The sequence below is a fragment of the Actinokineospora sp. NPDC004072 genome, assembly GCF_053604195.1.
The window spans coordinates 198852-223759 of record NZ_JBSGHB010000012.1 but is presented as its reverse complement, the minus strand read 5'-3'; the positions used below and the strand labels follow the sequence as shown (position 1 = coordinate 223759).

17 protein-coding genes, 1 tRNA gene and 1 riboswitch are annotated in these 24908 nt (G+C 73.4%); of the genes, 7 read left to right on the top strand and 11 right to left on the bottom strand.

Going from position 1 to position 24908, the window contains the following annotated elements; genetic code table 11:
- Positions 1–7: 7 nt before the first annotated feature.
- Positions 8–2761, bottom strand: coding sequence for a BTAD domain-containing putative transcriptional regulator (locus ACWEPX_RS20505; protein ID WP_451898785.1), 2754 nt, complete (start codon positions 2759–2761; stop codon positions 8–10).
- A gap of 121 nt (positions 2762–2882) precedes the next feature.
- Positions 2883–3875 carry a cation diffusion facilitator family transporter gene (locus tag ACWEPX_RS20500; RefSeq protein WP_451898784.1) on the bottom strand — a complete coding sequence of 331 codons (993 nt, stop codon included), beginning with the start codon at positions 3873–3875 and terminating at the stop codon, positions 2883–2885.
- Between the two features lie 87 nt (positions 3876–3962).
- On the opposite strand from ACWEPX_RS20500, the gene ACWEPX_RS20495 reads away from it, so the two are divergent.
- The 4 genes from ACWEPX_RS20495 (at position 3963) to ACWEPX_RS20480 (ending at position 7754) form a co-directional block, all read left to right on the top strand.
- Positions 3963–4112 (top strand): hypothetical protein, encoded by a 150-nt coding sequence (locus tag ACWEPX_RS20495; RefSeq protein ID WP_451898783.1) that lies wholly within the window; start codon positions 3963–3965, stop codon positions 4110–4112.
- A 97-nt stretch (positions 4113–4209) separates the two neighbouring features.
- Complete coding sequence (locus ACWEPX_RS20490) at positions 4210–4512, top strand: hypothetical protein (RefSeq protein WP_451898782.1); 303 nt, start codon at positions 4210–4212, stop codon at positions 4510–4512.
- 96 nt (positions 4513–4608) lie between these two features.
- Positions 4609–6537 (top strand): substrate-binding domain-containing protein, encoded by a 1929-nt coding sequence (locus ACWEPX_RS20485; protein ID WP_451898781.1) that lies wholly within the window; start codon positions 4609–4611, stop codon positions 6535–6537.
- A 5-nt stretch (positions 6538–6542) separates the two neighbouring features.
- Positions 6543–7754, top strand: a complete 1212-nt coding sequence (locus ACWEPX_RS20480; RefSeq protein ID WP_451898780.1) for an extracellular solute-binding protein — start codon at positions 6543–6545, stop codon at positions 7752–7754.
- Position 7755: 1 nt separating this feature from the next.
- On the opposite strand, the gene ACWEPX_RS20475 is transcribed toward ACWEPX_RS20480, so the two are convergent.
- Positions 7756–7839, bottom strand: a tRNA-OTHER gene (locus ACWEPX_RS20475).
- A gap of 185 nt (positions 7840–8024) precedes the next feature.
- On the opposite strand from ACWEPX_RS20475, the gene ACWEPX_RS20470 reads away from it, so the two are divergent.
- Together ACWEPX_RS20470 and ACWEPX_RS20465 are read left to right on the top strand one after the other, a co-directional pair.
- Complete coding sequence (locus ACWEPX_RS20470; RefSeq protein ID WP_451898779.1) at positions 8025–9086, top strand: lytic polysaccharide monooxygenase; 1062 nt, start codon at positions 8025–8027, stop codon at positions 9084–9086.
- 132 nt (positions 9087–9218) lie between these two features.
- On the top strand, positions 9219–9884 hold the full coding sequence (locus tag ACWEPX_RS20465; protein ID WP_451898778.1) for a DUF998 domain-containing protein: 666 nt from the start codon (positions 9219–9221) through the stop codon (positions 9882–9884).
- Between the two features lie 23 nt (positions 9885–9907).
- On the opposite strand, the gene ACWEPX_RS20460 is transcribed toward ACWEPX_RS20465, so the two are convergent.
- The 5 genes from ACWEPX_RS20460 to ACWEPX_RS20440 form a co-directional block, all read right to left on the bottom strand.
- Complete coding sequence (locus ACWEPX_RS20460) at positions 9908–12217, bottom strand: ATP-binding protein (RefSeq protein ID WP_451898777.1); 2310 nt, start codon at positions 12215–12217, stop codon at positions 9908–9910.
- Positions 12218–12366: 149 nt separating this feature from the next.
- Entirely contained in the window at positions 12367–13539 is a 1173-nt protein-coding gene (locus ACWEPX_RS20455; protein WP_451898776.1) for a PucR family transcriptional regulator, read from the bottom strand.
- A gap of 185 nt (positions 13540–13724) precedes the next feature.
- Entirely contained in the window at positions 13725–14945 is a 1221-nt protein-coding gene (locus tag ACWEPX_RS20450; RefSeq protein ID WP_451898775.1) for a DUF6801 domain-containing protein, read from the bottom strand.
- A 323-nt stretch (positions 14946–15268) separates the two neighbouring features.
- Entirely contained in the window at positions 15269–17527 is a 2259-nt protein-coding gene (locus ACWEPX_RS20445) for a prolyl oligopeptidase family serine peptidase (protein ID WP_451898774.1), read from the bottom strand.
- 9 nt (positions 17528–17536) lie between these two features.
- A complete protein-coding gene (locus tag ACWEPX_RS20440; protein ID WP_451898773.1) occupies positions 17537–18202 on the bottom strand; it encodes a DUF4097 family beta strand repeat-containing protein in 666 nt (221 codons plus the stop codon).
- Positions 18203–18413: 211 nt separating this feature from the next.
- On the opposite strand from ACWEPX_RS20440, the gene ACWEPX_RS20435 reads away from it, so the two are divergent.
- Complete coding sequence (locus tag ACWEPX_RS20435; protein WP_451898772.1) at positions 18414–19133, top strand: helix-turn-helix domain-containing protein; 720 nt, start codon at positions 18414–18416, stop codon at positions 19131–19133.
- On the opposite strand, the gene metH is transcribed toward ACWEPX_RS20435, so the two are convergent.
- The 3 genes from metH to ACWEPX_RS20420 form a co-directional block, all read right to left on the bottom strand.
- A complete protein-coding gene (gene metH, locus ACWEPX_RS20430) occupies positions 19130–22723 on the bottom strand; it encodes a methionine synthase (protein WP_451898771.1) in 3594 nt (1197 codons plus the stop codon). The genes ACWEPX_RS20435 and metH overlap by 4 nt on opposite strands.
- Positions 22724–22740: 17 nt before the next feature.
- Positions 22741–22819, bottom strand: a riboswitch (S-adenosyl-L-homocysteine riboswitch).
- Between the two features lie 38 nt (positions 22820–22857).
- Positions 22858–23997 (bottom strand): hypothetical protein, encoded by a 1140-nt coding sequence (locus tag ACWEPX_RS20425; RefSeq protein WP_451898770.1) that lies wholly within the window; start codon positions 23995–23997, stop codon positions 22858–22860.
- Positions 23998–24737: 740 nt separating this feature from the next.
- Positions 24738–24905 carry a hypothetical protein gene (locus ACWEPX_RS20420; RefSeq protein WP_451898769.1) on the bottom strand — a complete coding sequence of 56 codons (168 nt, stop codon included), beginning with the start codon at positions 24903–24905 and terminating at the stop codon, positions 24738–24740.
- Positions 24906–24908 lie beyond the last annotated feature (3 nt).

Genomic DNA, 24908 nt, shown 5'->3' with positions numbered 1-24908 from the left:
GTCCCCCTCAGGCAGGCACTTCACCCGGCGCGCGGATGCCGAGATCAGTGTAGAGATCGCGGGCGGCGTCGGCGTGGTGGCGCTCGGCGCCCGCGCGGCGCTGCGCCCGGTACCCGCGCGCCAGCCCCAGGTGGGCGCGGGCCTGCTCGTAGCGGTCGCCGACGGTCTCGGCCAAGGCCAGGGCGCTGCGGTGGTAGCCGATGGCCTCCTCGTCGCCCGCGAGTTCGCCGAGGCCGTTGAGGGCGCGGATCTCGACGTTGCGGTTGCCGGTCTGCTGCGCGGTGGCCAGCGCCCGCCGCTGGTGCGCGGCGGCCTCGTCGTGCTCGCCCATGCGGCGGTAGACCTCGCCGAGGCCGTTGAGCGCGAAGCCCTCGACGCTGCGGTTGCCCGTCTCCTCGGCCAGGTGCAGCGCCTTGGCCAGCCACGACAGCGCGGCCGCGTGCTCGCCGAGTCTGTTGTGGACATCGCCGAGGCCGCGCAGCGCGTACGCCTCCAGGATGCGGTCGCCGCTTTCCACGGCGACGGCCATCATGCGGGTGAACACCGCGTGCGCCTCGTCGCACTGCTCCAACCTGCAGTGCACCAGGCCGAGGGCGTGCAGCGCGCGTCCCTCTAAGGCGAGGGTGCCGGTCTCCCTGGCGACGGCGACCGCGCCCCGGCAGTGCCCGATCGCCTCCCGGTAGCGGCCCATCCACCATCCGACGTAGCCGAGGCTGGCCAGCGTCTCGGCCTCCAGCAGCCGGTCACCGGCGGCGCGGGCGCCCGCGAGGGCGCGGGCGTGCAGCGCCAAGGCGTCGTCCTGCTTGCCGGAGACGTGGAAGTAGCGCCACAGGGTGGAGGAGAGCTGGCAGGCGTGCCGGTGCCAGCCGTCGCCCGCCGCCGCGTCCGCCACGGCCACCAGGTTGGCGTTCTCCGCGCGCAGCCAGCCCAAGGCGGCGGTGTAGTCGGGGAGCGCAGGCCGCGGGATCCCGCTCGGCGGCAGGCGCGGGCGGTGCGGCTTCTCGGTGGGCGCGAGGATGTCCATCGCGGCGGAAGCGGTGTGCAGGTAGAAGTCGAACAGCCTGGTCAGCGCGGCCCTGCGGTCGTCGGCCGCCGCGGCGTCGGCGGCGTAGGCGCGCAGCAGGTCGTGGAAGCGGAAGCGGCCCGCCAGCGGCTCCTGCAGGAGGTTGGCGTCGACCAATTCGTCCAGCACCGCGGTGATCTCCTCGGGCGGGTGCCCGGCCAGCGCGGCCGCGGCGTGGCCGTCGACGTCGGGCCCCGGGATGAGGCCGAGCAGCCGGAACAGCCGCTGCGCGCGCGGGCTCAAGTGCTGGTAGGACAGCGCGAACGCGGCGGCGACGCCGGTCGGTAACTCGCCGAGCCGCGCGGCCAGGTGCGCCACGCTCCACGCGGGCCGGTGCCGCAGCCGGGAGGCGGCGATGCGGATGGCCAGCGGCAGCCGCCCGCACCGGCGCAGGACCTCGTCCACGGCGGCGGGCTCGGCGCGGGCCCGCTCCGCGCCCACGATGCCCGCGAACAGCGCGCGGGCGTCGTCCAGGGGCAGCACGTCGAGGGAGACCAGGCAGACGTTGTCCAGGCTGGTGAGCCGCTGCCTGCTGGTGACCAGGGCCAGGCTGGCCGAGCGGCCGGGCAGCAGCGAGCGGATCTGGTCGGCGTCGGCGGCGTTGTCCAGCACGATGACCGCCCGCAGCCGGGCCAGCTCGGCGCGCCAGAGCGCGGCCCGGTCCTCGACGTCCTCGGGCACCCGCTCGCCGGGCACGCCGATCGCCCGCAGCAGCTTGTCGAGGGCGATCGCGGGCGGCAGCGGGTCGCGGCCGGGGGTGTGGGCGTGCAGGTCGATGAAGAGCTGGGCGTCGGGGTAGCGCTCGGCGAGCCGGTAGGCGGTGTGCACGGCGAGCGCGGTCTTGCCGACCCCGGCCATGCCGTCGATGGCCGAGATGGCCACGGCCCCGCCCTGGCCTGCGGCCTCGATCAGCCGGTGGATCTCCAGCTCGCGGCCGGTGAAGTGGGTGGCGTCGGCGGGCAGGTCGCAGCGGGTGGGCCGGGGCGCGCCCCGGTCCTCGGCGAGGATCTGGGCGTGCAGGGCGCGCAGCCGCGGGCCGGGGTCGATGCCCAGCTCGTCGGCCAGCGCTCTGCGGACGTCCTCATAAACGGTCAGCGCTTGGGCGTGCGCGCCGTCGCGCAGGTGGGCCCGCATGAGCTGGGCGGCGAGGCGCTCCCGCAGCGGGTGCTCGGCCACCAGGTCGGTCAGCTCCCGGACCAGGCCCGGCCCGCCCAGCTCCAGTTCCAGCTCGATGCACTCCTCCAGGGCCACCAAGCGCTGCTCGGATAGCGCGGCGACCTGGGCGGCCAGGGCGGGGGCCGAGACGTCGGCCAGCGCGGGCCCGCGCCACAGCGCCAGCGCGGCCCGGTACTCCCGCACGGCGTCGACGGGGGCCTCGGCGGCGCGGGCGCGGGCCAGGTGCTCGGCGAAGGCGCCGACATCGGTGTCGGCGACCAGCCGGTAGCCCGTCGGCGTCGGCCGGACCGCGTCGGCCGCGGCCAGGAGTCGGCGCAGGTCGGAGACGGTGTTGCGGATCTGCTTCGCCGCTGTGGCAGGCGGGTCGGCGGGCCAGACGGAATCGATGAGCCGCTCCAGGGCGACCGGCTGCCCGGCCGCCAGGGCGAGCGCGGCCAGCACCTTGCGCGAGCGCGCGGCGCTGACCGGCGCCTCGCGCTCGCCGATCCGCACCTGCAGCGGACCGAGCACCCGCACCCGCACCCGCCACCTCCCCCGCGCTCGACGGCCGTGGGAACGATCAGGGTACCGCCAGGTCGGGGACCGGGCAGGGACATTTCGAGGACGGGCCCTGCCACGCTCGGCGCGCGCCCGTCCAGCGGGCTTAGGGGGTCTCGCTGGCCGGGCGGCCCTCCGCGGCGCCGCCGTACCTGGCCAGCACGGCGGCCCGCAGGGCGGGGTCGGTGCGGGGCACCGGCTCGATGAACACCTCGGTGACCGCCGGGTGCTCGGCCTGCAGCTCCTCGGCCAGCCGGACGCAGACCCGTTCCAGGGCTGCCGAAGTGAGGTCGTCGACGAAGTCGACGCGGGCGCAGGCCAGCACGCGGTCGGTGCCGATGAGCATGGTCTGCAGGTCGACCACCGCCTCGACCTCGGGCGCGGCCTCCAGCTCGTCGCGCAGGGCGTGCACGAGGCCGGGGGCGGCCTGCCTGCCGATGAGCAGGCCCGCGTTGGCCCGGCCGAGCAGGTAGGCCACGAACGCCAGCAGCACGCCGATGGCCACCGACGCGACGCCGTCCCACACCGACGAGCCGGTCAGCTGGTGCATGCCGACGCCGCCGAAGGCCAGCAGCAGGCCGACCAGGGCGGCGCTGTCCTCGTAGAGCACGGTGATGGAGGTGGGGTCCTCGCTTTGTCGCAAGTGGACGAACAGGGAGCGGCCCGCGGCCTTGGCCTCCCGCCGGACCTGGCGCTGGGCCTGCGCCCACGACACCGACTCCAGCGCGAAGGCGATGGCCAGCACGATGTAGGCCACCAGCGGGGAGGTCTGCTCCTCGGCCTCGCCGAAGATCGTCCGGAAGCCCTCGTAGAAGGCGAACACCGCGCCCGAGACGAAGATCGAAACCGCGGCCAGCAGGGACCAGAAGTAGCGCGCCTTGCCGTACCCGAACGGGTGACGGCGGTCGGCGGGCTTGCCGGAGACCCGCAGCGCGGTCAGCAGCAGCAGCTCGGTGAACGTGTCGGCCACCGAGTGGCCCGCCTCGGCCAGCATGGCCGCCGACCCGGTGATCAGGCCCGCGACCAGCTTCATCACGGCGATCGCCAGGTTCATCGAACCCGCCAGCACCACCGTCAGCGTGCTCTCGCTCTGCGCCATGCCCCGATGGTAGTCGCCCACAGTGGACACAACCGGACTCGGCGATCTTGTGGCCCTGGGGAACTGCCCTGTCACGCGATCGGGGACTTGACCAACCGGCTCGGTGTCCGGCAGGTCGGCCAGGAAATCGACGTGCTCATCGGCGAGCTGCCCGGCGGCCCACTCCGCGATCGGGTCCGGGATGCCCGGGCGCAGACCGCGCCGCAGCTCGACCATCTCCCGGTCGGCGTTGCCTGACCGTCCGCACGCCCGGGTCGAGCCCGTCGAACACCTCTGCCCAGCGCTCCAGCGGCGAATCGACCACCACGATCTCATCATCGGCGCGCGGGGTGCCATGGCAGAACAGGACGTCGCCCACGCGGGCGTCTGCGGCAACACGGCCATGCCCTTCGCCCGCATCGCGCACGGCAGGATGGTGGTGAACCCGGGTAGCGTCGGCATGCCGTACGGGCGGTCGGGCGCGCATTGGGCGCTGTTGGGCCCCGGCGTCGATCTGCGCTGCACGGGGTTCGACATCGTAGCGGCCTGCGACGTCATCATCCGGGTGTGCGAGTTCCCGGGGATCACCGGATGGGTGGATGCCGTGCTGCGCCATCCGGCCACCGATGCCGAGGCGCTGGCGCACTTCCGCGGCTAGCCCCTGATCGGGTGAAGGCGGGTGAAGCCGACCACCGGCGCTGCGGGGTGTGGTAGGTCTTCGGGAACGGTCCCCGTGGGGAGGGTGTCCTCGACGTTGAGCACCGACGAGCACAAACCGGAGCGGTCCCAGCTGGGCTGGGTCGCGCTGATGATGCTCGGCGAGGTCCTGATGGCCCTCTCCGCCAACTCCCTGACCTCGGTGCGCGCCTGGGCGCAGTTCGTCGGCGGGGCGGTCATGGTGGCCGCGGGCGGCTTGCAGCTGCGGGCGCCGGTGCTGTCGAGGCTGCGCCGGTGGGTGCGCAGCCGCTCCCGCAGGCTGTGGACGCGGCTGGTGGCCTGGACCGCGGGCGTCACCGCGGCGGCCGCGGCGGTCTGGATCGGCGCGCCGCCCGCTGTCGCATATGGACGGTTCCTGCTCTACGGCTGCGCGCACCCGGTCGAGCTGCGGGTGGCCACCTCGACCGACGACGTGCAGCTGTACGAGGACGTGGCCGACGCCTACGAGCGGCACACCGCCGAGGCGGCGCTCGGCTGCCGGACCACCCACGTCGCGGTGTTCGGGGTGTCGCCGGAGCGGGCGGTGACCGGGCTCGGGACGGGCTGGTCGGCCGACTACGTGCGCGACTACGGCCCGCACCCGGACGTGCTGATCACCTCGTCGCCGCGCGACGCCGCCGACGTGCGCGCGCGCCTGGCGGGCACCGGGACCACCCGCCCCCGCATCGGCGACGCCCGCGAGATCGCCTGGACGCCGCTGGTGCTCGGGGTGCCGATCGGCGTGTCGGGCGCGCTGGGCACCGACCGCAACGCCACCACCTGGCACGACCTGCTGCAGGCCGCCCAGCGCGCCGGGGTGGGCGTCGTGCGGCCCTACCCGGTGACCAGCGGCGTCGGGCTGCTGGCCACCGACGCGCTGTTCAGCGCCCCGGACGGCGGCCTGCTCCCGGTGGCGCGCGCCCGCGACCGCGAGCGCTGGGCCGCGCGGTCGGCCGACGCGGGCGGGTTCCCGCTGGGCCCGGTCCCGGCGCTGCTGCAGGCCCACCGCGCCCGCGAGCGGCAGGGCACCGCGCTGATCGTGCCCGAGCAGGCGCTCGTGCAGGCCAACGCCCGGGCCAGGGCCGACGCGCAGGTGACCCTGCCCAACTGCGCCGCGGCCGACGCCCCGCCGAGCTGCCTGATCGCCCACTACCCCGCCGACACCTTCCGGCTGCGGCACACCTTCGTCCCGGTGGAGTGGGCCGCCGACACCCCCGCCGCGCTGGCCGCGCGCGACTTCGGCGCGTGGCTGGCCACGCCCGCGGGCCAGGCGGCGCTGGGCGACACCGGCCTGCGCACCACCGGGGCCGACGCGGGTGAGCTGCTCAGCAGGCACTACGGCGCGCTGACCGGTCCGCAGGCGGGCCCGGTGCGCGGCGAGCCGGACCCGGCCCGGCAGGCCGCGGTCGAGGCGCTGCTGGCGGCGGCGCAGCGGCACGGGCGCATCCTGCTCGCCGTCGACGCCTCCGCGGGCATGGGCGTGCTGGAGGCTGGCGGGCGCACCAGGCTGACCTCCGCGGCGGGCGGCGTCGACCGCGCGCTCGCCCTGCTCGGGCCGGAGGACGTGGTGGGCGTGTGGGCGTATGCGGGCGACGGCGCCCGGCCGATCGTCCCCTTCGGACAGCGCGACCAGGTGGCCCCCGCGGTGCGCGACCGGCTGCCCGGGGTGACCGCGGCAGGCCCGGCTCCGCTGCACCGGGCCGTGGCCGACGGGGTGGCCGCCGTGGGGCCGAGCGGGCCGCGGCAGGCCAGCGCCGTCGTGGTGCTCGCGGGCGGGCCGGACACCGCGGGCGGCATGACCACCGCCCAGCTCCTCGACGCCGTGCGCGGCCGGGGTGTGCGGGTCTTCGTCATCGCCATGGGCGACGCGACGTGCACCTCGACCTTCGCCGCGCTCACCGCGACCACCGACGGCGCGTGCCTGCACGCGGGACCGGGGTCGGTCGAGCGGGCGCTCACCGACCTGTTCCAACAACTGTGGGGGTAAGTCCGGTGCGCATCAGGCTGGTGATCGGTTTCGTCCTAGGCGTTCTGGTCACGCTGGCGGCCACCCAGTACATCGTGCCTGCGCTGGCGGGCGACGACGCGGCGGAGGAGGGCGAGCTGGTCATCCTCAGCGGCCTCGACCAGAGCGAGGGCGGGCAGCGGCAGGCGCTCATCGACCAGTGGAACCGCATCCGCCCGGCCAACCCGGCCGTCATCGAGGAGCTGCCCGCCAACGCCGACCAGGCGCACAGCGAGATGGTGGCGCAGGCGCAGTCGGGCAGCAAGCAGGTCGACATCTACAACCTCGACGTCACGTGGATGGCGGAGTTCGCCGAGGCGGGCTTCATCCGGCCGCTGGAGGACGTGGACACGACCGGGTTCATGGACAAGCCGCTGCGCACCAACTGGTACGAGGGCAAGCTCTGGGGGCTGCCGTTCAACACCGACGCCGGGCTGCTGTACTACCGCGAGGACTTCGTGGAGGTGCCGCCGGAGACCGCGTCGGAGGTGCGCGACGCGATCAAGGAGCACAAGCCCGCGGGCATGCGCGCCGGGCTGGCCACCCAGCTGGCCGAGTACGAGGGGCTGACCGTCGCCGTGCACGAGGCCGTGTGGGCCGAGGGCGGCGAGGTCGTCGCCGACGGCCGCATCGCGCTGGGTTCCGACGAGGCCCAGGCCGCGCTGCGCAGGCTGGCCGACGAGGTCGCCGACGCCGACATCAACCTGCGGGCGTCGCTGGAGTCCGACGAGCTGGCCAGCACGCACGCCTTCGGCGCAGGGCAGGCGCTGTTCATGCGCAACTGGCCGGTCGCCTACCGGGCGCTGGGCAAGTCGGTGCCCTTCAGCGTGGTGCCGCTGCCCGGGGGCAGCGTGCTGGGCGGGCAGAACCTCGCGGTGGCGGCCCGCTCGGAGCGGCCGCGCGCCGCCCAGGAGCTGATCGAGTTCCTGACCAGCCCGCGCAGCCAGCAGATCCTCTTCGAGCGCGGCGGGCTGGCCGCGACCAGGGACCTGATCTACCTGGACTCGGCGGTGATCCGGCGGTACCCGTACGCGCGGACGCTGGAGGCGGCGATCCAGGGCGCGCGGCTGCGGCCGGTGACCCCGCACTACCCGGCGTTCAGCGAATGCCTGCAGGACGTCGTGCGCGAGCTGCTGGTCAGCGGGTCGCTGCCCGCGGGGTACGTCGAGCGGCTCGACCGCTGCCTGGAGGGCCGCTAGGCGGAGAGGGCAGGATTCGAACCTGCGCGGGCCAGTGGCCCTTCCTGCGAGCAGGAACCCGATAAGCCGCTCCGGGCACCTCTCCTCGTCCTTGCTGGAACCAGTTTCGCGCGGCCCGCTGATCACCGGCTGACCTGGCGCTGACGTCGCACGCCCGTCATCGGGTATTCACATTTCGGGCTGCCCGGGTTACGCTGAACCTGCTTCTGGGAGCGCTCCCAACCCTCCCGCACCGACACAACGAGGTACGCGAAAGGGACAACGGTGAGGATGCGACGGAAGCTTGCGCTCTTCAGCGCGGCCGCGGCGGTGGCCACCGCGGTCGGGCTGGTCGTGGCGGTCAGCCCGGCATCGGCGCACGGCGCGATGATGGCGCCCGGCGCCCGGTCCTACCTGTGCTGGCAGGACGGGCTCAGCCCGCAGGGCAACATCGTGCCGATCAACCCCGCCTGCAAGGCCGCGGTCGACGCGGGCGGCACCAACGCGTTCTACAACTGGTTCGGGTCGCTGCGCTCGGACGGGGCGGGCCGCACCCGCGGGTTCATCCCCGACGGCAAGCTGTGCAGCGGCGGCAACCCGACCTTCGCCGGGTTCGACATCGCCCGCGCCGACTACCCGGTGACCCACCTGACCGCGGGCGCGGGCTTCAGCTGGCGCTACAGCAACTGGGCCCACCACCCCGGCACGTTCTCCATGTACGTCACCAAGGACAGCTGGAGCCCCACCCGCCCGCTCTCCTGGGCCGACGTCGAGGAGCAGCCGTTCCTGCAGGTGACCAACCCGCCGCAGCGCGGGTCGGTGGGCACCAACGACGGGCACTACTACTGGAGCGGGAACCTGCCGTCGGGCAAGTCCGGCCGCCACATCATCTACTCGGTCTGGTCGCGCTCGGACAGCACCGAGACCTTCTACAACTGCTCCGACGTCGTCTTCGACGGCGGCAGCGGCGAGGTGACCGGCGTCGGCCGCGACGGCGGCACCACGACCCCGCCGACCACCCCGCCCGTCACCACCACGACCACTCCCCCGCCGCCCGGCTCGTGCACCGCGGAGTACCGGGTCGTCAACTCCTGGGGCGGCGGCTACCAGGGCGAGGTCACCGTGCGCGCCGGAACGTCCACAGTGAACGGCTGGACGGTGGGCTGGACGCTCGGCAGCGGCCAGTCGATCAGCCAGGTGTGGAACGGGTCGCTGACCACCAGCGGATCGACCGTGCGCGTGCGCAACGCGGGCCACAACGGCACCGTCGGCGCGGGCGGGTCGACGACCTTCGGCTTCACCGCCAACGGCACCAGCGGGAGCGCGCCCGCGCTCACCTGTACCAGCCCCTGATCAGGGCTGACCGGACCTGCCCCGCGGGCGACGCGGCCCGCGGGGCGGGCTCTGGTCCGTTCGGGCGAGAGGGGTCACAAGCCGGCCGGTACGTGCCGATATACCCGTATCGGCTTCGTCACGGAGGCGGCCATGAGCCCCATTCACGACACCCTCGTCCACTCCTACCTGTACCTGCGCCGCGCCATCGGCCTCATCGGCATGGCGCTCCCGGTGGTGCTGCTCGTCGGGCAGTTCCTCATCGACGGCAGGCTGCTGCACTCCATCAGCGGCTACTACTACAGCGACCTGCGCGACGTGTACGTCGGCAGCATGTGCGCGATCGGCGTGTTCCTTTTGTCCTACCGCGGTTACGGCCCGGTGGACGACTTCGTGAGCAACATCGCCGCCGTCGCCGCGATCGGGGTCGCGCTGTTCCCGACCACCCCGCCGTCCGGCGCGACCGGGCCCGACGAGGTGTTCGCCGTGCTGCACCTGGCCTTCGCGGGCGTGTTCTTCCTGTCGCTGGCGTACTTCTGCCTGGTGCTGTTCCGCCGGTCCACCGGCGAGGACCCGACGACCGAGCGCAAGATCAAGCGCAACGGGGTCTACATCGCCTCCGGCGTGGTGATCCTGGTGTCGCTGGTGCTGATGGTCGGCATCGGGGTGTTCCTGGAGGAGCAGACCGCGGCGCTGCGCCCGACGCTGTGGCTGGAGTTCGCCGCCACCTTCGCCTTCGGCGTCGCGTGGCTGACCAAGGGTGAGCTGATCCTGCCCGACACCGGCCAGCGCGAGGCCGCGGTCGAACCCGCCGTCTGACACCGCCGCCCGGTGGGTCGGGGCTACCCCGCCTTGGCCCGCCGGGTCTCGGCGACCCAGGCGGCGATCTGGGTGCGGTTGCTGAAGCCCAGCTTCGCCCGGATGTGCTCCACGTGCGTGTCCGCGGTGCGCGGGGCGATCACCAGCTGGGTGGCGATCTCCCGGTTGGTCAGGCCCTGCGCGACCAGCTCGGCGATCTGCATCTCGCGCGCGGTCAGCGGGTTGGGCGCCTGCTCCGGCTCGGGCTCCTCGGCGCCCGCCTCGCCCAGCGCGTAGGCCACGGCCTCGTCCACGGACAGGGCCGCGCCCGCGATGAACTCCTCGGCCGCGGCCTGCGAGCCGATCTCGCCGGTGACGATCCCGATGTCGCGCTGCATCGGCTCGACGAAGGCGACGTAGTTGGCAGGCGATGCGCCCAGCGCCTGCCAGAGCGTGCTCGCCGCGCCGAGCAGCCGGGCCGCGCGGGCGGGCTCGCGCTGGTGGGTGGCGCACCCGGCCAGCACGGTGAAGGTGAACGCCATGACCACCCGGTCGTCGACGGACCTCTGCAGGCGCAGCACCTCCAGCCCGGCCCGGCGCGCGACCTCCATGTCGCCGTGCAGGTACTCCGCCGCGCTGCGCGACCACAGCGCCCACGAGCGCCAGAAGACCTCGCCGCGCTCGGTGTAGCGGTCGATGGCCTCGTCCAGCACCGCCCGGCCGCGGGCCAGGTCGCCGATGCGGCCGATGGCCAGGCCGTAGTTGAACCGCGCCCACAGCTCGCCCGCCTCGTCGCCGAGGTCGCCGAAGCGCTCGGCGGCCGCGGCGAACCGCTCGGCGGCCAGCTCGCTCTCATCGCCCATCAGCGAGGCATAGCCGCGGATGTGCAGCGCGTAGGTCTGCGCGCTCTCGTCGCCGCGGGCCTCGGCGAGCGCCGCCGCGTCGGCCAGCGCGGACTCGTAGGCCGGGCCGTCGCCCTGGATCAGGGCGAGGAAGCCGTAGAACACCAGCGCGGCGGCGCGGTCGGGGGCCTGCTCGCCCGCGCTGCCCAGCAGCGCGCTCGCCCACAGCCGCGCCTCGGTGTTGTGCCCGCTGAGCAACCAGTACTCCCGCAGGTCCACGAAGATCCGCAGGCCGGTGGCGGCCAGCTCGGGATCGCTGGCGCAGCAGTCCAGCGCGGCGCGGAGGTTGGCGTGCTCGGCGGCGAACAGGCCCAGCCAGGCGGTCTGGTCCGGGCCGAAGCTGCCCTCGGCGAAGCGCGCGGTGAGCCTGCGGTACCAGTCGAGGTGGCGCAGGCGCTGGTCGGCCAGGTGGCCGCTGGCGCGCAGCCGGTCCTCGCCGTACTGGCGCACGGTCTCCAGCATCCGGTACCTGGCCACGCCGTCGTGCTCCTCGCGCAGCAGGATCGACTTGTCCAGCAGCGCGTCGAGCAGGTCGAGGACGGCGCCGCGGTCGATGCCCGCCCCGGAGCAGACGTGCTCGGCGGCGTCGAGGTCGAACGACCCGGCGAACACCGCCGCCCGGGCCCAGAGCAGCCGCTCCTGCTCGTCGCAGAGCTCGTAGCTCCAGTCGATGAGCGCGCGCAGGGTCTCGTGCCTGCTCGGCGCGCCCCGGCTGCCGCGGGTGAGCAGGGTGAAGCGCTTGTCGAGGCGGTCGGCGAGCTGGCGCACCGACAGCGAGCGCAGCCGGACCGCGGCCAGCTCGATGGCCAGCGGGAGCCCGTCGAGCGCGGTGCACAGCCGGATCACGTCGCGCGCGTTGTCCTCATCGATCTCGAAGGACGGCACCACGGCGGTGGCGCGCTCGGTGAACAGCTGCACCGCGTCGTAGGCGGCCAGGGCGGCGGCGTTCTCGTCGGGCTCGGGCACGGCCAGCGGGGTCACCGGCACGACCCGCTCGGCGGCCACGCCGAGGGACTGGCGGCTGGTGGCCAGCACGACCAGGTGCGGGCACTCGGCCAGCAGCGCGGCCACGAAGGCCGCGCACGCCTCGACGATGTGCTCGCAGTTGTCCAGCACCAGCAGCAGCCGCTGCTCGCGGAACTGGTCGACGATGCGCTCCAGCGGGGCCTTGGTCGAGCGGTCGCCCATGCCCATGCGCTCGGCGACGGTGCTGGCCAGCAGCCGCTCCTCGCGCAGGTCGGCCAGGCCGACGAAGACGACCCGGTCGCCGAAGGACGCCCGCGCCGCGTCCGCGACGCGCAGGGCGAGCCGGGTCTTGCCGACGCCGCCGGGCCCGGTCAGGGTGACCAGCGGGCCGCCGCCGAGCAGGCGCCGCACCTCGGCGATCTCCTGCCGCCTGCCGACGTAGGTCGTCGGCTCGGCGGGCAGCGACCCGGGACCGGACCGCCGCACCCCAGCACCTGACACTCGCGCACCACCCGCCCGTCCGTCGGACAAGCATTGTGGCGGATGGGCGGCGGGGTTGCGCAATACCGCTCCCAGGGGGAGGGATCTGCGCGGAAGCCGACAGCTCGGGGCGGCGGCTGTGCCGATTCAGGTGATCAGGACGGGCCCTCCGCGGTCCCGGGCTGGTGGTTGAGGACCGCCGCGCGCACCGCCAGCTCCAGCTCGAAGCGCCCGCGCGGGTCGGCGAGCTGGTCGCCGAAGAGCTCTTCGAGGCGGTGGATGCGGTAGCGGACGGTCTGGGGGTGCACGCCCATGCTGGCGGCCATCTCGGCCACCCGGCCCTGGCTGGCCAGCCACTCGTGCAGGGTGCGCAGCATCCGCTCGCGCCTGCGCGGGGTCAGCGCGCGCAGCGGGGCCAGCCTGCGCTCGGCGAGCTCGGCGATGAGGAACTCGTCGGCGAACAGGGCCAGGGTGAGCCGGTGCTCGGCGCAGTCGAGCACGCCCGCGGGCAGCAGCCCGCGCCCGGCCAGGTCCAGCGCGCGGGCGGCGACCCGCAGCGACGAGCGGGCCTCCGCGGGTCCGGCAGCCGGGCCGATCGCGGCGGTCCAGCCGGGCAGCGCCGCGCGCAGGGTGGCGGCGAGCCCGGGGACGTCCGCGGGGTCGGCGACCAGCAGGCAGGGCTGCTCGCCGTCGAGGTCGACCAGGTGGTCGCGCAGCAAATCCGTGGCGACGGCCTGGTCGGCGGCCGTCGGGCGGCGCAGGGCCACCACGCGCAGGGCGGCGGGCAGCGGCCAGCCCGCCGCCTCGACCACCTCGGCGAGCTGCCCGGCCGCGGGCGCCTGCTCGGCCAGGACCAGCCGCAGGAGCTTGCGCCGCGCCGCCGCGGGCGAGACCGGGCGGGCCTGCGCGCCGGTCAGCCCGGACAGCTCGCCGAGGTAGGCGAAGATGACCTCGGCGCCGCGGGCCACGGCCGCCGCGGGGATCCGCCGGGTGCGCGCGAAGTGCGCGGCGTGCCGCCAGGCCACCTGCCCGCCGATGTGGTAGGCCCAGGCCAGCAGGTCCGGGCGGCAGCGCTCGACCAGCTCGCGGCGGCGGGCCCGGAACACCGCCGACCAGTCCTCGCCCGCGGGCCCGCGCGGGTCGGTCATGGTGTCCAGGCAGCACAGGATCGTGGTGCGGATGGTCTCGACCAGCGGGTCGACGACGGTGGCCAGGTCGCCGGACTCCTCGGGCATCGCCTGGGCGAGTTCGCCGACCACCTCGCGGCGCAGCCGTTCGGCGAAGGTCTGCTCCGGTGCGCGGTGCTCAAGGACGGGGGACGCGGTCATCCTCTGCCTCCGGTCGGTGCGGGCGGCTCGACTCACCGCCATGCGGGCAACCGTGCCGCACCGGTCACGCTGAGCACATCCGTACTTGTACGTACGCCCTACCGAGATTGCGACGCATGGCCGAGTCCCGGCGTCACAGGAACAGGCCCCCACCGGACGCCGGTGGGGGCCTGCGGGTCAACGGGTCACTGCTTGATGGTCAGGTCCATGTCGATGGTGTGGCCGTTGCCCTGGACGAAGGGGCTGATGAAGTCGTTCAGCCCACCGCAGCCCTGCACCGCCGACAGGGCGTAGGTGCCCGCGATCTTGCCGCCCTTCAGGACGTCGAAGTTGCCGACGGACTTCAGGCTGATGTCGGAGGGGGTGACGGTCTGGCAGGTCGGCTCCTGGCTGATCGGGATGCCGAAGAGCGAGATCTTGGGCAGCTTCACCGTCAGCTTGCCGGTGAAGGTGATCGCGCCGGTGGCGACGGTGCCGCTGGCCTGGCCGACCGGCACGAACTCGATGTCGGCCTTGGACTCCAGGAACCCGAAGATCTTGAAGGTGCCCGAGGTCTTGTTCAGCTTCAGGTCGCCGGTGTAGGTGCCCTTGGCCAGGTCGGCGTTGGCGTCGAAGCCGCCGGACAGCGGGACCGGGCCGGTGAGCATGCCCTTGAGGTTCGACACGCCCTTGAGGTCGTAGGACACCTTCACCCCGTTGCCTGGGGGCGGAGTGGTCGTGGTGGTCGTGGGCGGGGTGGTCGTGGTCGTGGTGGTGGTGGTGGTGGTCGTCGGCGAGGTCGTGCCGCCGTCGCCGGGCAGGATCTCGATGGTGGCCAGCTCGGTGTTCTGGCCGGGGACCTGCTCGCAGACGGAGTCGAAGGTGCCCAGGCCGGTCTCCGACCCGTCGGCGGTGCGCGGGGTCAGGGTCAGCTTCAGGCCGCCGACGGTGATCTTGGCGGGGCCGGGCTTGCTGAAGGTCAGCGGCGGGGTCTTGCCGGTGGCCCGCACGTCGAAGGCCCCGGCGGCGGGCACCGGGGTCTTCTCCACGGTGATCGGCACGTTCACCGGCAGGGTGGCCTCCGGCGCGGCGACCTGGGCCGAGGAGACCGCGCTGCCCTCGATGGTCTTGGCGCCGACCAGGGTCAGGCCCTGGGTGGCCGTCTCCGGCACGGTGGTGATGGCCTCGATGTCGAAGGCCGGGTTCTGCTGCCCGACCTTGGTCGTCTTGGGGATGTCGGTGTTGATGACGACCTTGATCGGCTGCACGCCGATCAGCGGGAAGGGGCAGTTGTAGTTCAGCGTCAGCGAGACGGGGTCCGCCGCGCTCGTGCCGGAGCCGAGCGCGATGCCTGCGGCGACGAGGCCAGCGGCGGCCGCCGCCGCGCCGCCTGCCAGCAGCCTCCTGGACACAATGCGTGAAGTCACGGTGATCAGTCCTCAGGTATCAGCGATGATACGTGCGCGAACAATCGACGAGCCCGTCCCCCGAAGGGCCGAATCGAATTGCGGCGGGGATTTCACCCGCCGCATCGGATGCTGTCCGGACTGAACGCTAACCAACGCCGCTGGGACGGGGCAAGGATTCCCCCAGGCCCCGTCCCGCGGACCGGCGAAGACTTGTCGATCCCTGACAAGAATGTCGCCGAGAAACGAAAACTCGCAGGCCACCGGCGGTGCATCGACCGACAACCCCAGTTGTAGCACACACCCAATTCCCGGCGCGACCGTTGTCCCGCCGATTCCAAATTTCAGGCGAACATCTCGGCGAGCAACTCCGGCCCGACGACGATCGGGGCGGGCCGATATGCGGGCGGGGTGCGCCCCATCAGCTCGCGCACCAGGAAATCCCAGCAGCGCTTGCGGACATAGGCGAGGCAGTCGAGGAACGCATGCTCGGCGCCGGGCACGACCAGCAGCTCGAAGTCCTTGTCGGCGGCGATGAGCCGGTCGGCCAGGCGCAGCGTCTGGTCCGGGTGGACCTGGTCGTCGAGTTCGCCGTGGACGAGCAGCAGCCTGCCCGCCAGCTCCCCCGCCCGGTCGACGTTGGCCGAGCGGGCCCACGCCTCGGGGTTGTCGGCCCCGTCGTAGGCCTCCACGAAGCCGGGGTTGAAGCAGCGCGCGTCGTGCGAGCCGGAGAGGGCGACCCCGACCCGGTAGACGTCGGGGTGGTCCAGCATCGCCCGCACCGCGGCGAACCCGCCCCCGGAGTGGCCGAAAGCGCCGACCCGGTCCAGGTCCATCCACGGCCGGGTCTCGGCGAGCTGCCGCAGCGCGGCCACGTGGTCGACCAGCGCGCCCGCGTCGGCCAAGCGGCCGTAGGAGGCGTCGTGGAAGGCCTTGTCCCGCCCCGGGGTGCCGCGCCCGTCCACCGCGACCACCACGAAGCCCAGCGCGGCCAGCGGTTCGGCGTCCAGGCCCATCCCGCCCGGGTCGAAGCCCGGGGCGACCCGGTTGACCTGCGGACCGGGGTAGAGGGTGTCCACCACCGGGTAGCGCAGGGACGGGTCGAACCCGTGCGGCCGGTAGAGCACGCCGTAGATGTCGGTCACCCCGTCGGCCGCCTTGACGCAGAAGCGCTCCGGCGGCGTCCAGCCGGTGCCTGCCAGCGCGGTGATGTCGGCGCGCTCCAGCTCGACGAGCACCCGGCCGGACCAGTCGCGGACGGTCGACACCGGCGCGGTGTCCACAGTGGAAGCCGAGTCGATGAAGAACGCCTTGCTCTCCGGCAGGGTGACGACGTGGTCCAGCTCGTCGGGGGTGATCCTGGTGAAACCGGTGCCGTCCAAGGCGATCCGGCACACCGTGCGGCGGTAGGGGTCGCCCTCGACCAGACCGGCGGCGGTGAAGAACACCTCGGTCCCGTTCGCATGGAGGATCTGGCGGACGGCCCACTCCCCCGACGTGACCTGCCCCAGCAGCGCGCCGCTGCGCAGGTCGTACCGGTACAGGTGGCCCCAGCCGTCGCGCTGGGAGTACCACAGCACCTCGTCGCCGATCACCCGCACGATGGGCGGCTCGAAGCACCACTGGTTGGGTTCCACGCGGGTGGGCCCGGACTCGCTGAGCACCGTGGTGACCTCGCCGGTGAGCGGGTCCAGCCGCTTGAGCGCGAGCGTGCGCATGTCCCGCGGCCGGTCGAGGAAGTACACCGCCGAGCCGTCCGGCGACCACCACGCCCACTGCAGGGCGATCGGCGACAGCTGCGCCATGAGCAGCGGCTCGTGCTGCGCGCGGACCACCGTGCCTGCGGCGACATCCAGCACGACCAGCTCCGCCAGCGGCAGGTGCTCGTCCCCCGCGTAGGCGTAGCGCTGGGCGTGGGTCACCGGTGGGCCGCCGTCGGCGGGCCGGGACTCCACCAGGTGGGTCAGCCGGACGCGGCGCTCGTCGGTCCGGTGCGCCAGCACCTTGGTCGAGTCCGGCGACCACGCGATCGCAGGCGGCAGGTGCGGCAGGCCGAGCTTGCGCAGCAGCGTCGGATTGCCAGCGGAGGCAGGGCCGTAGCCGTACCCGTGGTCGGGCGCGCCGTCGGTGGTCAGCGGCCACTCGCGGCCGTCGGAGCGCGCCCAGAGGTCGTGACCCCGGCGCGACACCGCCACCTTGCCGTCCGGGGAGATCACCTCCAGCGGGTTGCCTGGCGGGGTGAACTCGGCCCGCTCGCAGGTGTAGTCGGCCAGCCCGCAGCGCCAGAACTCGCCGAACGCGGCGAACTCCACCGCGTCCGCCGTCAGGTCGATGGCCGGGAAGGGCAGCGCGTCCGGGTCGACCGGCTGCCCGGCCGCCGCGGTCAGGGCGGCAGCCAGGCGGGCGTGGTCGAAGGCGGGTTCGCGGGTGCCTGCCGCGGGGTCGACCAGCACGAACCGCCTGCCCGCCCCGGTGGCCACCGGGTACCAGAACCGGTCGCCGAGCCAGGTCGGGCGGATCTTGTCGCCGACGACCAGCTCGCCGGGTCGGGCGGGGCGGCGCAGGAGGCGCTCGGCGGCGCGGTATGCCTGTTCGGTGCTCATGTCCGGTCCTCAGCGGCTGTGGGCGGCGATGTCGCCGTAGGCGGTGGTGGCGTGGATGGCCAGGTCGACCGGGCCACCGGAGTTCTTCAGGGAGTTGCTGACCCGGCCGTGGCCCGTGCCCGCGTCCAGCGACGCGGTGACGCCCGCGGCGGCGCCGACGGACACGTTGCCCGCCCGGGTGCGCAGCACGACCGTGCCGCGCGTGGCCTCGGCGACCTCGATGTCGCCCTTGCTGGTGCTGATCTCCGCAGGCCCGGTGAGGCGGCCGACGGCGATGTCGCCTGCGTGGGTGGTCACGCGGAGGCTCGCGGCCTCGTCGACCTTGACCGCGCCCTGCGCGCCCTCGTAGGCGAACTCGCCGAAGCGGCCGACCCCGCGGAGGTCCGCGCTGGCCGTCTTCGCCTCGACCCGCGACCCGGACGGGAGCTGGACCGTCACGTCGAGGGAGCCGGGGCTGCCGAGGGCCGACTTGCGGACCGGGGCGTGGATCCGCAGGACGCCGTCGGCGAACTCGACCCGGGTCTGCTCGGCCAGCTGCACGTCGCGGCCCTTGCCGGGGTCGGTGGGCAGCACCTCGACCGCGGTGTCGGCCCGGTCGGCGGCGATGAGGTGGACCCGGCCGACGGGGACGTCGACGACGGTGGCGATGGGGGCGGGGGTGTCGAACTTGCGCATCGTGCTCAGCTCCTGTGCTCGTTGTTTCCGACATGCGAAACGCTACGTTGCGTTCGCAGATCGAGCAACAAGCTTGTTGCACTGAGCTAGAAGATTTGCAGGTCACAGCCATGATTTCGTTGCAACGATTCTGAATCTAACGCAACTCCTGCGTTGCAATGATGCGCGGTGAACGCTATGCTGGCCGCCGGACCCGATCGAGGAGGGCGCGGTGCCGGGAGGCAGGCTCGACCAGCAGGAACGCCAGCAGATCGCGCTGGGCCTGGCCGACGGCCTGGCCTACGCCGAGATCGCCCGGCGGCTCGGCCGCCCGACCTCGACCATCACCCGGGAGGTCATGCGCAACGGCGGCCCCACCGCCTACCGCGCCGACCTGGCCCACCTGGCCACCGAGCGCCGCGCCCACCGCCGCAGGCAGGCCCGGCCCCGCGGGCAGCAGCCGCCCCGGCAGGCCGACGGCCGCGACCCCGACGCGGTGCGCGAGTACGAGGAGGCGTTCGCGGCGCTGTTCATGCAGCAGGGGCTGCCCAAGACGATGGCGCGCGTGCTGACCAGCCTGTTCACCACCGACGCAGGCAGCCTCACCGCAGCCGAGCTGGTCCAGCGCCTGCAGGTCAGCCCGGCGTCGATCTCCAAGGCCATCGCGTTCCTGGAGGGCCAGGGCCTCGTCCGCCGCGAGCGCGACGACCGCCGCCGCGAGCGCTACCTCGCCGACAACGACGTCTGGTACCAGTCGATGCTCGCCACCGTGCAGACCAACCTGCAGCTCGCCGAGACCGCGCGGCGCGGGGTCGACGTGCTCGGCCCCGGCACCCCGGCCGCCGTCCGGCTGGAGAACATCGCCCGGTTCATGGACTTCGTCGGGGAGAGCATCGCCCGCGCCGCCGAGCAGGCGCGGGAGATCCTCTCCACCACCAGCACCGCGGACTAGTCCGGGTCGTAGGCGAGGTTGGGGCGCAGCCAGCGCTCCACCTCGGCCAGCGGCAGCCCGCGCCGCTGGGCGTAGTCGGCGACCTGGTCGCGGCCCAGCCTGCCCACGGTGAAGTAGCGCGAGGCCGGGTGGGCGAAGATCAGGCCGCTGACGCTGGCCGCCGGGGTCATCGCGAACGAGTCGGTCAAGCCCATGCCGATGGCCTCGGCGTCGAGCAGGGTGAACAGGTCGCGCTTGAGGCTGTGGTCCGGCGAGGCCGGGTAGCCCAGCGCCGGGCGGATGCCGCGGAAGCGCTCGGCGTGCAGGTCCTCGATCGCCGGGTCGGCGTCGGGCTCGAACCACTCCCGCCGGGCCTGCAGGTGCAGGTGCTCGGCGAACGCCTCGGCGAGGCGGTCGGCCAGCGCCTTGACCATGATGGCGCGGTAGTCGTCGTGCTGGGCCTCGTAGTGCGCGGCCAGCTCCTCGGCGCCGTGGATGGCCACGGCGAACCCGCCCAGGTGGTCGCCCTCGGGGGCCACGTAGTCGGCCAGGCAGCGGTTCGGGCGGCCCTCCGGCTTCTGCGTCTGCTGGCGCAGCATCGGGAACGCGGGGGCGCCCTCCAGGATGATGTCGTCGCCGACCGAGCGCGCGGGCCAGAAACCGTAGGCGCCGCGGGCGGTGAACGAGCCGTCGGCGATGATCTGGTCCAGCAGGGCGTTGGCGTCGTCGAACAGCTCGCGGGCCACGGGCTGCTCCAGGATCGCCGGGTACTTGCCGCGCAGCTCCCAGGCCAGGAACAGGAACTGCCAGTCGATCATCTCCCGCAGCTCGGCGATCGACGGCGCGACCTGGCGCACGCCGGTGAAGGCGGGCACCGGCAGGTCGGTGAAGTCGACCCGCTCGGGGTTGGCCCGCGCCTTCTCCAGGCTCAGCATCGGGCTGCGCTCGCGGGCCTCGTGCTGCTCGCGCAGCCGGGCCTGCTCGACCCGGTTGGCCTCGGCCAGCGCCGCCGCGCGGTCGGGGTCGAGCAGGTCGGAGACCACGCCGACGACGCGGGAGGCGTCGAGCACGTGCACGGTGGCCGAGTCGTAGGCGGGGGCGATGCGCACCGCGGTGTGCTGGCGCGAGGTCGTCGCGCCGCCGATGAGCAGCGGCAGCTTGAGCCCGCGGCGCTGCATCTCGGTGGCCACGGCGACCATCTCGTCCAGCGACGGGGTGATCAGCCCGGACAGGCCGACCGCGTCGGCGCCCTCGGCGACGGCGGTGTCGAGGATCTTCGCCGCGGGCACCATCACGCCCAGGTCGATGACCTCGTAGTTGTTGCAGCCCAGCACGACGCCGACGATGTTCTTGCCGATGTCGTGCACGTCGCCCTTGACCGTGGCGAGCACGACCTTGCCGTTGCCGCGGCTCTGCTCCCCGCCCGCGGCCAGCTTGGCCTTCTCCGCCTCCATGAACGGCTCCAGGTACGCCACCGAGCGCTTCATCACCCGCGCGCTCTTGACCACCTGCGGCAGGAACATCTTGCCCGAGCCGAACAGGTCGCCGACGATCTTCATGCCGTCCATCAGCGGACCCTCGATGACGTCCAGCGGCCGCGCTGCGGCGGCGCGGGCCTCCTCGGTGTCCTCCTCGATGAAGTCCACGATGCCGTGCACCAGCGCGTGCGCCAGCCGCTCGGCGACCGGGGCCTCGCGCCAGGACAGGTCGACGGTGCGCTTCTTGCTCTTGCCGTTGACCGTCTCGGCGAAGGCCACCAGCCGGTCGGTGGCGTCCGGGCGGCGGGCGAAGAGCACGTCCTCGACCAGCTCCAGCAGGTCGGCCGGGATGTCCTCGTAGACCGCGAGCTGACCGGCGTTGACGATGCCCATGTCCAGCCCGCGCTTGACCGCGTGGAACAGGAACGCCGAGTGCATGGCCTCGCGCACGACGTCGTTGCCGCGGAAGGAGAACGACAGGTTGGAGATGCCGCCGCTGGTGCGCGCGCCCGGACAGCGCTCCTTGATCCGCGGCAGCGCGTCGAGGAACTCCTTGGCGTAGTTGTCGTGCTCGCTGATGCCGGTGGCCACGGCCAGCACGTTCGGGTCGAAGATGATGTCCTCCGGCGGGAAGCCCGCCTTGCGGATCAGCAGGTCGTAGGCGCGGCCGCAGATCTCGACCTTGCGGTCGGCGGTGTCGGCCTGGCCCTGCTCGTCGAAGGCCATGACGACCACGCCCGCGCCGAAGTCGCGGATGCGCTTGGCCTGCTCGAGGAACTGGGCCTCGCCCTCCTTGAGGCTGATCGAGTTGACCACGCCCTTGCCCTGCACGCACTTGAGCCCGGCCTCCAGCACGCTCCACCGCGAGCTGTCGACGACGATCGGGATGCGCGCCACCTCGGGCTCGGTGGCGATGAGGTTGAGGAAGGTGGTCATCGCCTGCTCGCTGTCGAGCAGGTCGGCGTCCATGTTGACGTCGAGCATGTTCGCCCCGCCGCGCACCTGGTCCAGCGCGACGTCGACCGCGGCCTGGTAGTCCTTGGCCTCGATGAGCCTGCGGAACTTCGCCGAGCCGGTGACGTTGGTGCGCTCGCCGATCATCACGAAGCCGGTGTCGGCGCCGATGGCGAAGGGCTCCAGCCCGCTGAACCGGGTGGCCGCGGGCGGCGCGGGCACGTGCCGGGGCGCGACGCCCTCGACCGCGGCGGCGATCTTGGCGATGTGGTCGGGCGTGGTGCCGCAGCAGCCGCCGACGATGTTGACCATGCCGTCGGCGGCGAACCCGCCGAGCAGCCGCGCGGTCTCCTCGGCGGTCTGGTCGTAGCCGCCGAAGGCGTTGGGCAGGCCCGCGTTGGGGTGGCAGGCGGTGTAGGTGCCCGCCAGCCGGGCCATCTCCGCGGCGTGCGGGCGCATCTCCTCCGCGCCCAGCGCGCAGTTCAGGCCCACGACCAGCGGGTTCGCGTGCTCGATGGAGCTCCAGAACGCCTCGACGGTCTGCCCGGACAGGGTGCGGCCGGACAGGTCGACGATGGTCACCGAGATCCACAGCGGCAGGTGCGGGGCGACCTCGCGCGCCGCGGCCACGGCGGCCTTGGCGTTGAGCGTGTCGAAGACGGTCTCGACCAGCAGCAGGTCGACCCCGCCCTCGGCCAGCGCGGCGATCTGCTCGGCGTAGGCCTGGGCCACCTCGTCGAACCCGACCGCGCGGTAGGCCGGGTCGTCGACCTTCGGCGACAGCGACAGGGTCACGTTGAGCGGGCCGATGGACCCGGCGACGAACCGCCCGCCGAACTCGTCGGCGGCCTGGCGGGCCAGCTGGGCGCCGCGCAGGTTCATCTCCCGGACCAGCGGCTGCAGCTGGTAGTCCGCCTGGCCGATGCTGGTGGCGGTGAAGGTGTTGGTGGTGGTGATGTCCGCGCCCGCGCGCAGGTACTGGCGGTGGATGTCGAGGATGACGTCCGGGCGGGTCAGGTTCAGCAGGTCCGGGTCGCCGGTGACGTCGCAGGGGTGGTCGCCGATGAGATCGCCGCGGTAGTCCTGCGGTGTGAGCTTGGCGCCCTGGAGCATGGTGCCCCACGCTCCGTCGAGGACCGCGATCCGCTGGTCCAGCAGCTCCGTCAGCGTCGTGCGCACCCGTCACCTCCCGTTAGTCGTGGGAGGCGCCCTTGTTTCGCGGTGGACCCGGCCGAGCGTGGCGGACCGTAGTCCGTTGCAGCGCCTCTCGGCCACGGACGAAATTACCTCACCGCGGAAAATGATGCCATCGGTCAGCGCCCCGGGACCAGGCTCCCCGGCCCGACGAACGCGGCCGCCCCGGCCAGCAGGTAACCCAGCGCCGGACCGTACGCGCCAGCGCTGAGATCGCCGAACCCGTTGGCGTCCACCAGATCGACTACGGCGCTGATGTGCACAGCGGACAGTCCCAACAGGACCAGACCGGCGATCCTGCGGAACATCCCGACCGCCGACTTGAGCACGAACAGCACCACGACGATGCCCGCGAGCGCCCCCGCGGCGACGCCGATCTCACCAAGTGAGAACCCGCTCCCCTCGCCGAACATTCCGGTAAGGGGCCCGACGCCGTACCGGAACCCGACGTAGCCGAGGCCGAGCACGGTGAGCGCCACCCAGATCACCTTCATCGCCACCGATTCCAGCACGGCGGCGAATGACAGCAGGATGCCCAGCGCGACCAGCGGATAACCGGCGACGAGCACGTACCAGTCCCCGAACCCCATCTCCGGCAGCCCGGTCACCCGATCCCACACCCCGGCCAGCGAGAGCTCCCCATCCACCCACGGCAGCAACGTCACGCTGACCAGCAGAACCAGCGCGCCGAGGATGGCCAGCACCAGCCCAGCCCCCAACACCCGCCGCCCCCGCAACCGCCGCGGCCCGCCCTCCCGCCGCGGAGCCCCCTCCCGCTGCAGCTGCCGCCCTCCCTGCGGCTGCCAGACACCCGCCGACTGCCGGACATCCTGTGGCTGCCGGACGTCCTGCGGCTGCCAGGCATCCTGCGACTGCCGGAACTCCTGCTGCGCCGAGCGCGCGCCCTGCGGCTGCCGGAACTCCTGGTGTGCTCGCCGAGCCTCCTCCTGGGGCTGCCAGGCCCCGTGCTGGGCCTGCGGGACGTCCTGCGGCTGCCACGCCTCCTGCGGCTGCCGAGCGTCCTGGCGGGCCCACTGGGCCTCCTGCTGTGGCCGCTGGAGGTCCTGGTGCGGCCACTGGGCGTCGTGGTGCGGCTGCCAGGCCTGCTGCGGCGCCCCGTGCGGTTGCCCCTCACCCTCCGCCGGGCGCCCACCCCACGCCTGCCCCTGGTACGGGTCCGGTCGCTGCTGGTGACCACCCGGCTGAGCAGGCTGGGAACCGGAACGCTGCTGGTACGGATCACGCGGAGGCTGTGCCACGCCCCGCACCGTACTCGGCCCCCGCCACCCGGGCGAGAGCCCGCGAACCGGAGTTGTCCACAGGCTCGGAATCGAGGTGGCCAGCCACCAACACCGCTCCCGATGCTGGATTCATGACCACCAACCAGCTCCGCCCCACCTGCCCAGCCCGCTTCCTCCCCCTGCCCGTCCCCCCGAAGCCGCCCCGCCTGTTCCGGCCGAGCGCACGCCAGCCCATGCCCGCCCGCTCCACACACCCCACCCACTCGACACAGCCCACCCGCCCGACAGAACTCACCCGGTCGACACAGCCCACCCACTCAACGCAGCCCACCCACTCGACACAGCCCACCGGCCCGACACAGCCCACCCGCCGGACACAGCCCACCCGGTCGACGCACACCCGGTCGACACAGCACATCCGCTCGATGCGGCCCGCCTGCTGGGCGCAGCACAGCCGGTCGGCGCAGGCCGACCGGTCGGGCGCCCTCGCCCGCCTGGTTCGCCGAGTGGCGGGGGTCTGGCGTAACCGGTCACCGGTTCGGGTGGTGGCTGGGTGTCCGGCAGGACTGCCCGCCTCGCTCGGGCCGCCCGTGGGACTCGGACGGCCGTTCGCGTGTCCAGCGGCGTGGTTCGCCGTGCCCCGGTGGGCGGGGACGCCCAGTGGGTGCTTGGCGGCGTTGTTCGTGGTGCATGCGTGGGTGTACTCGCCGGTGGCGGGGTGCCTGGTGGCGGCGCTTGCGGCGCTCGCCGTGGCCGGGTCACCAGATCGACTCTGCCCCCTCGTCCTCGGGCGGCGGTGGGGTGTCGGCGAGCTCGGTGACGACGAAGCGGCGGCCGGAGGGGTGGTGGAGGGTCACCGCGCGCGAGGTCGGGGTGGTGTCCGGCGCGTCGTCGAAGTGGACGCAGAGGAGGAGGACCTCGGGCATCGG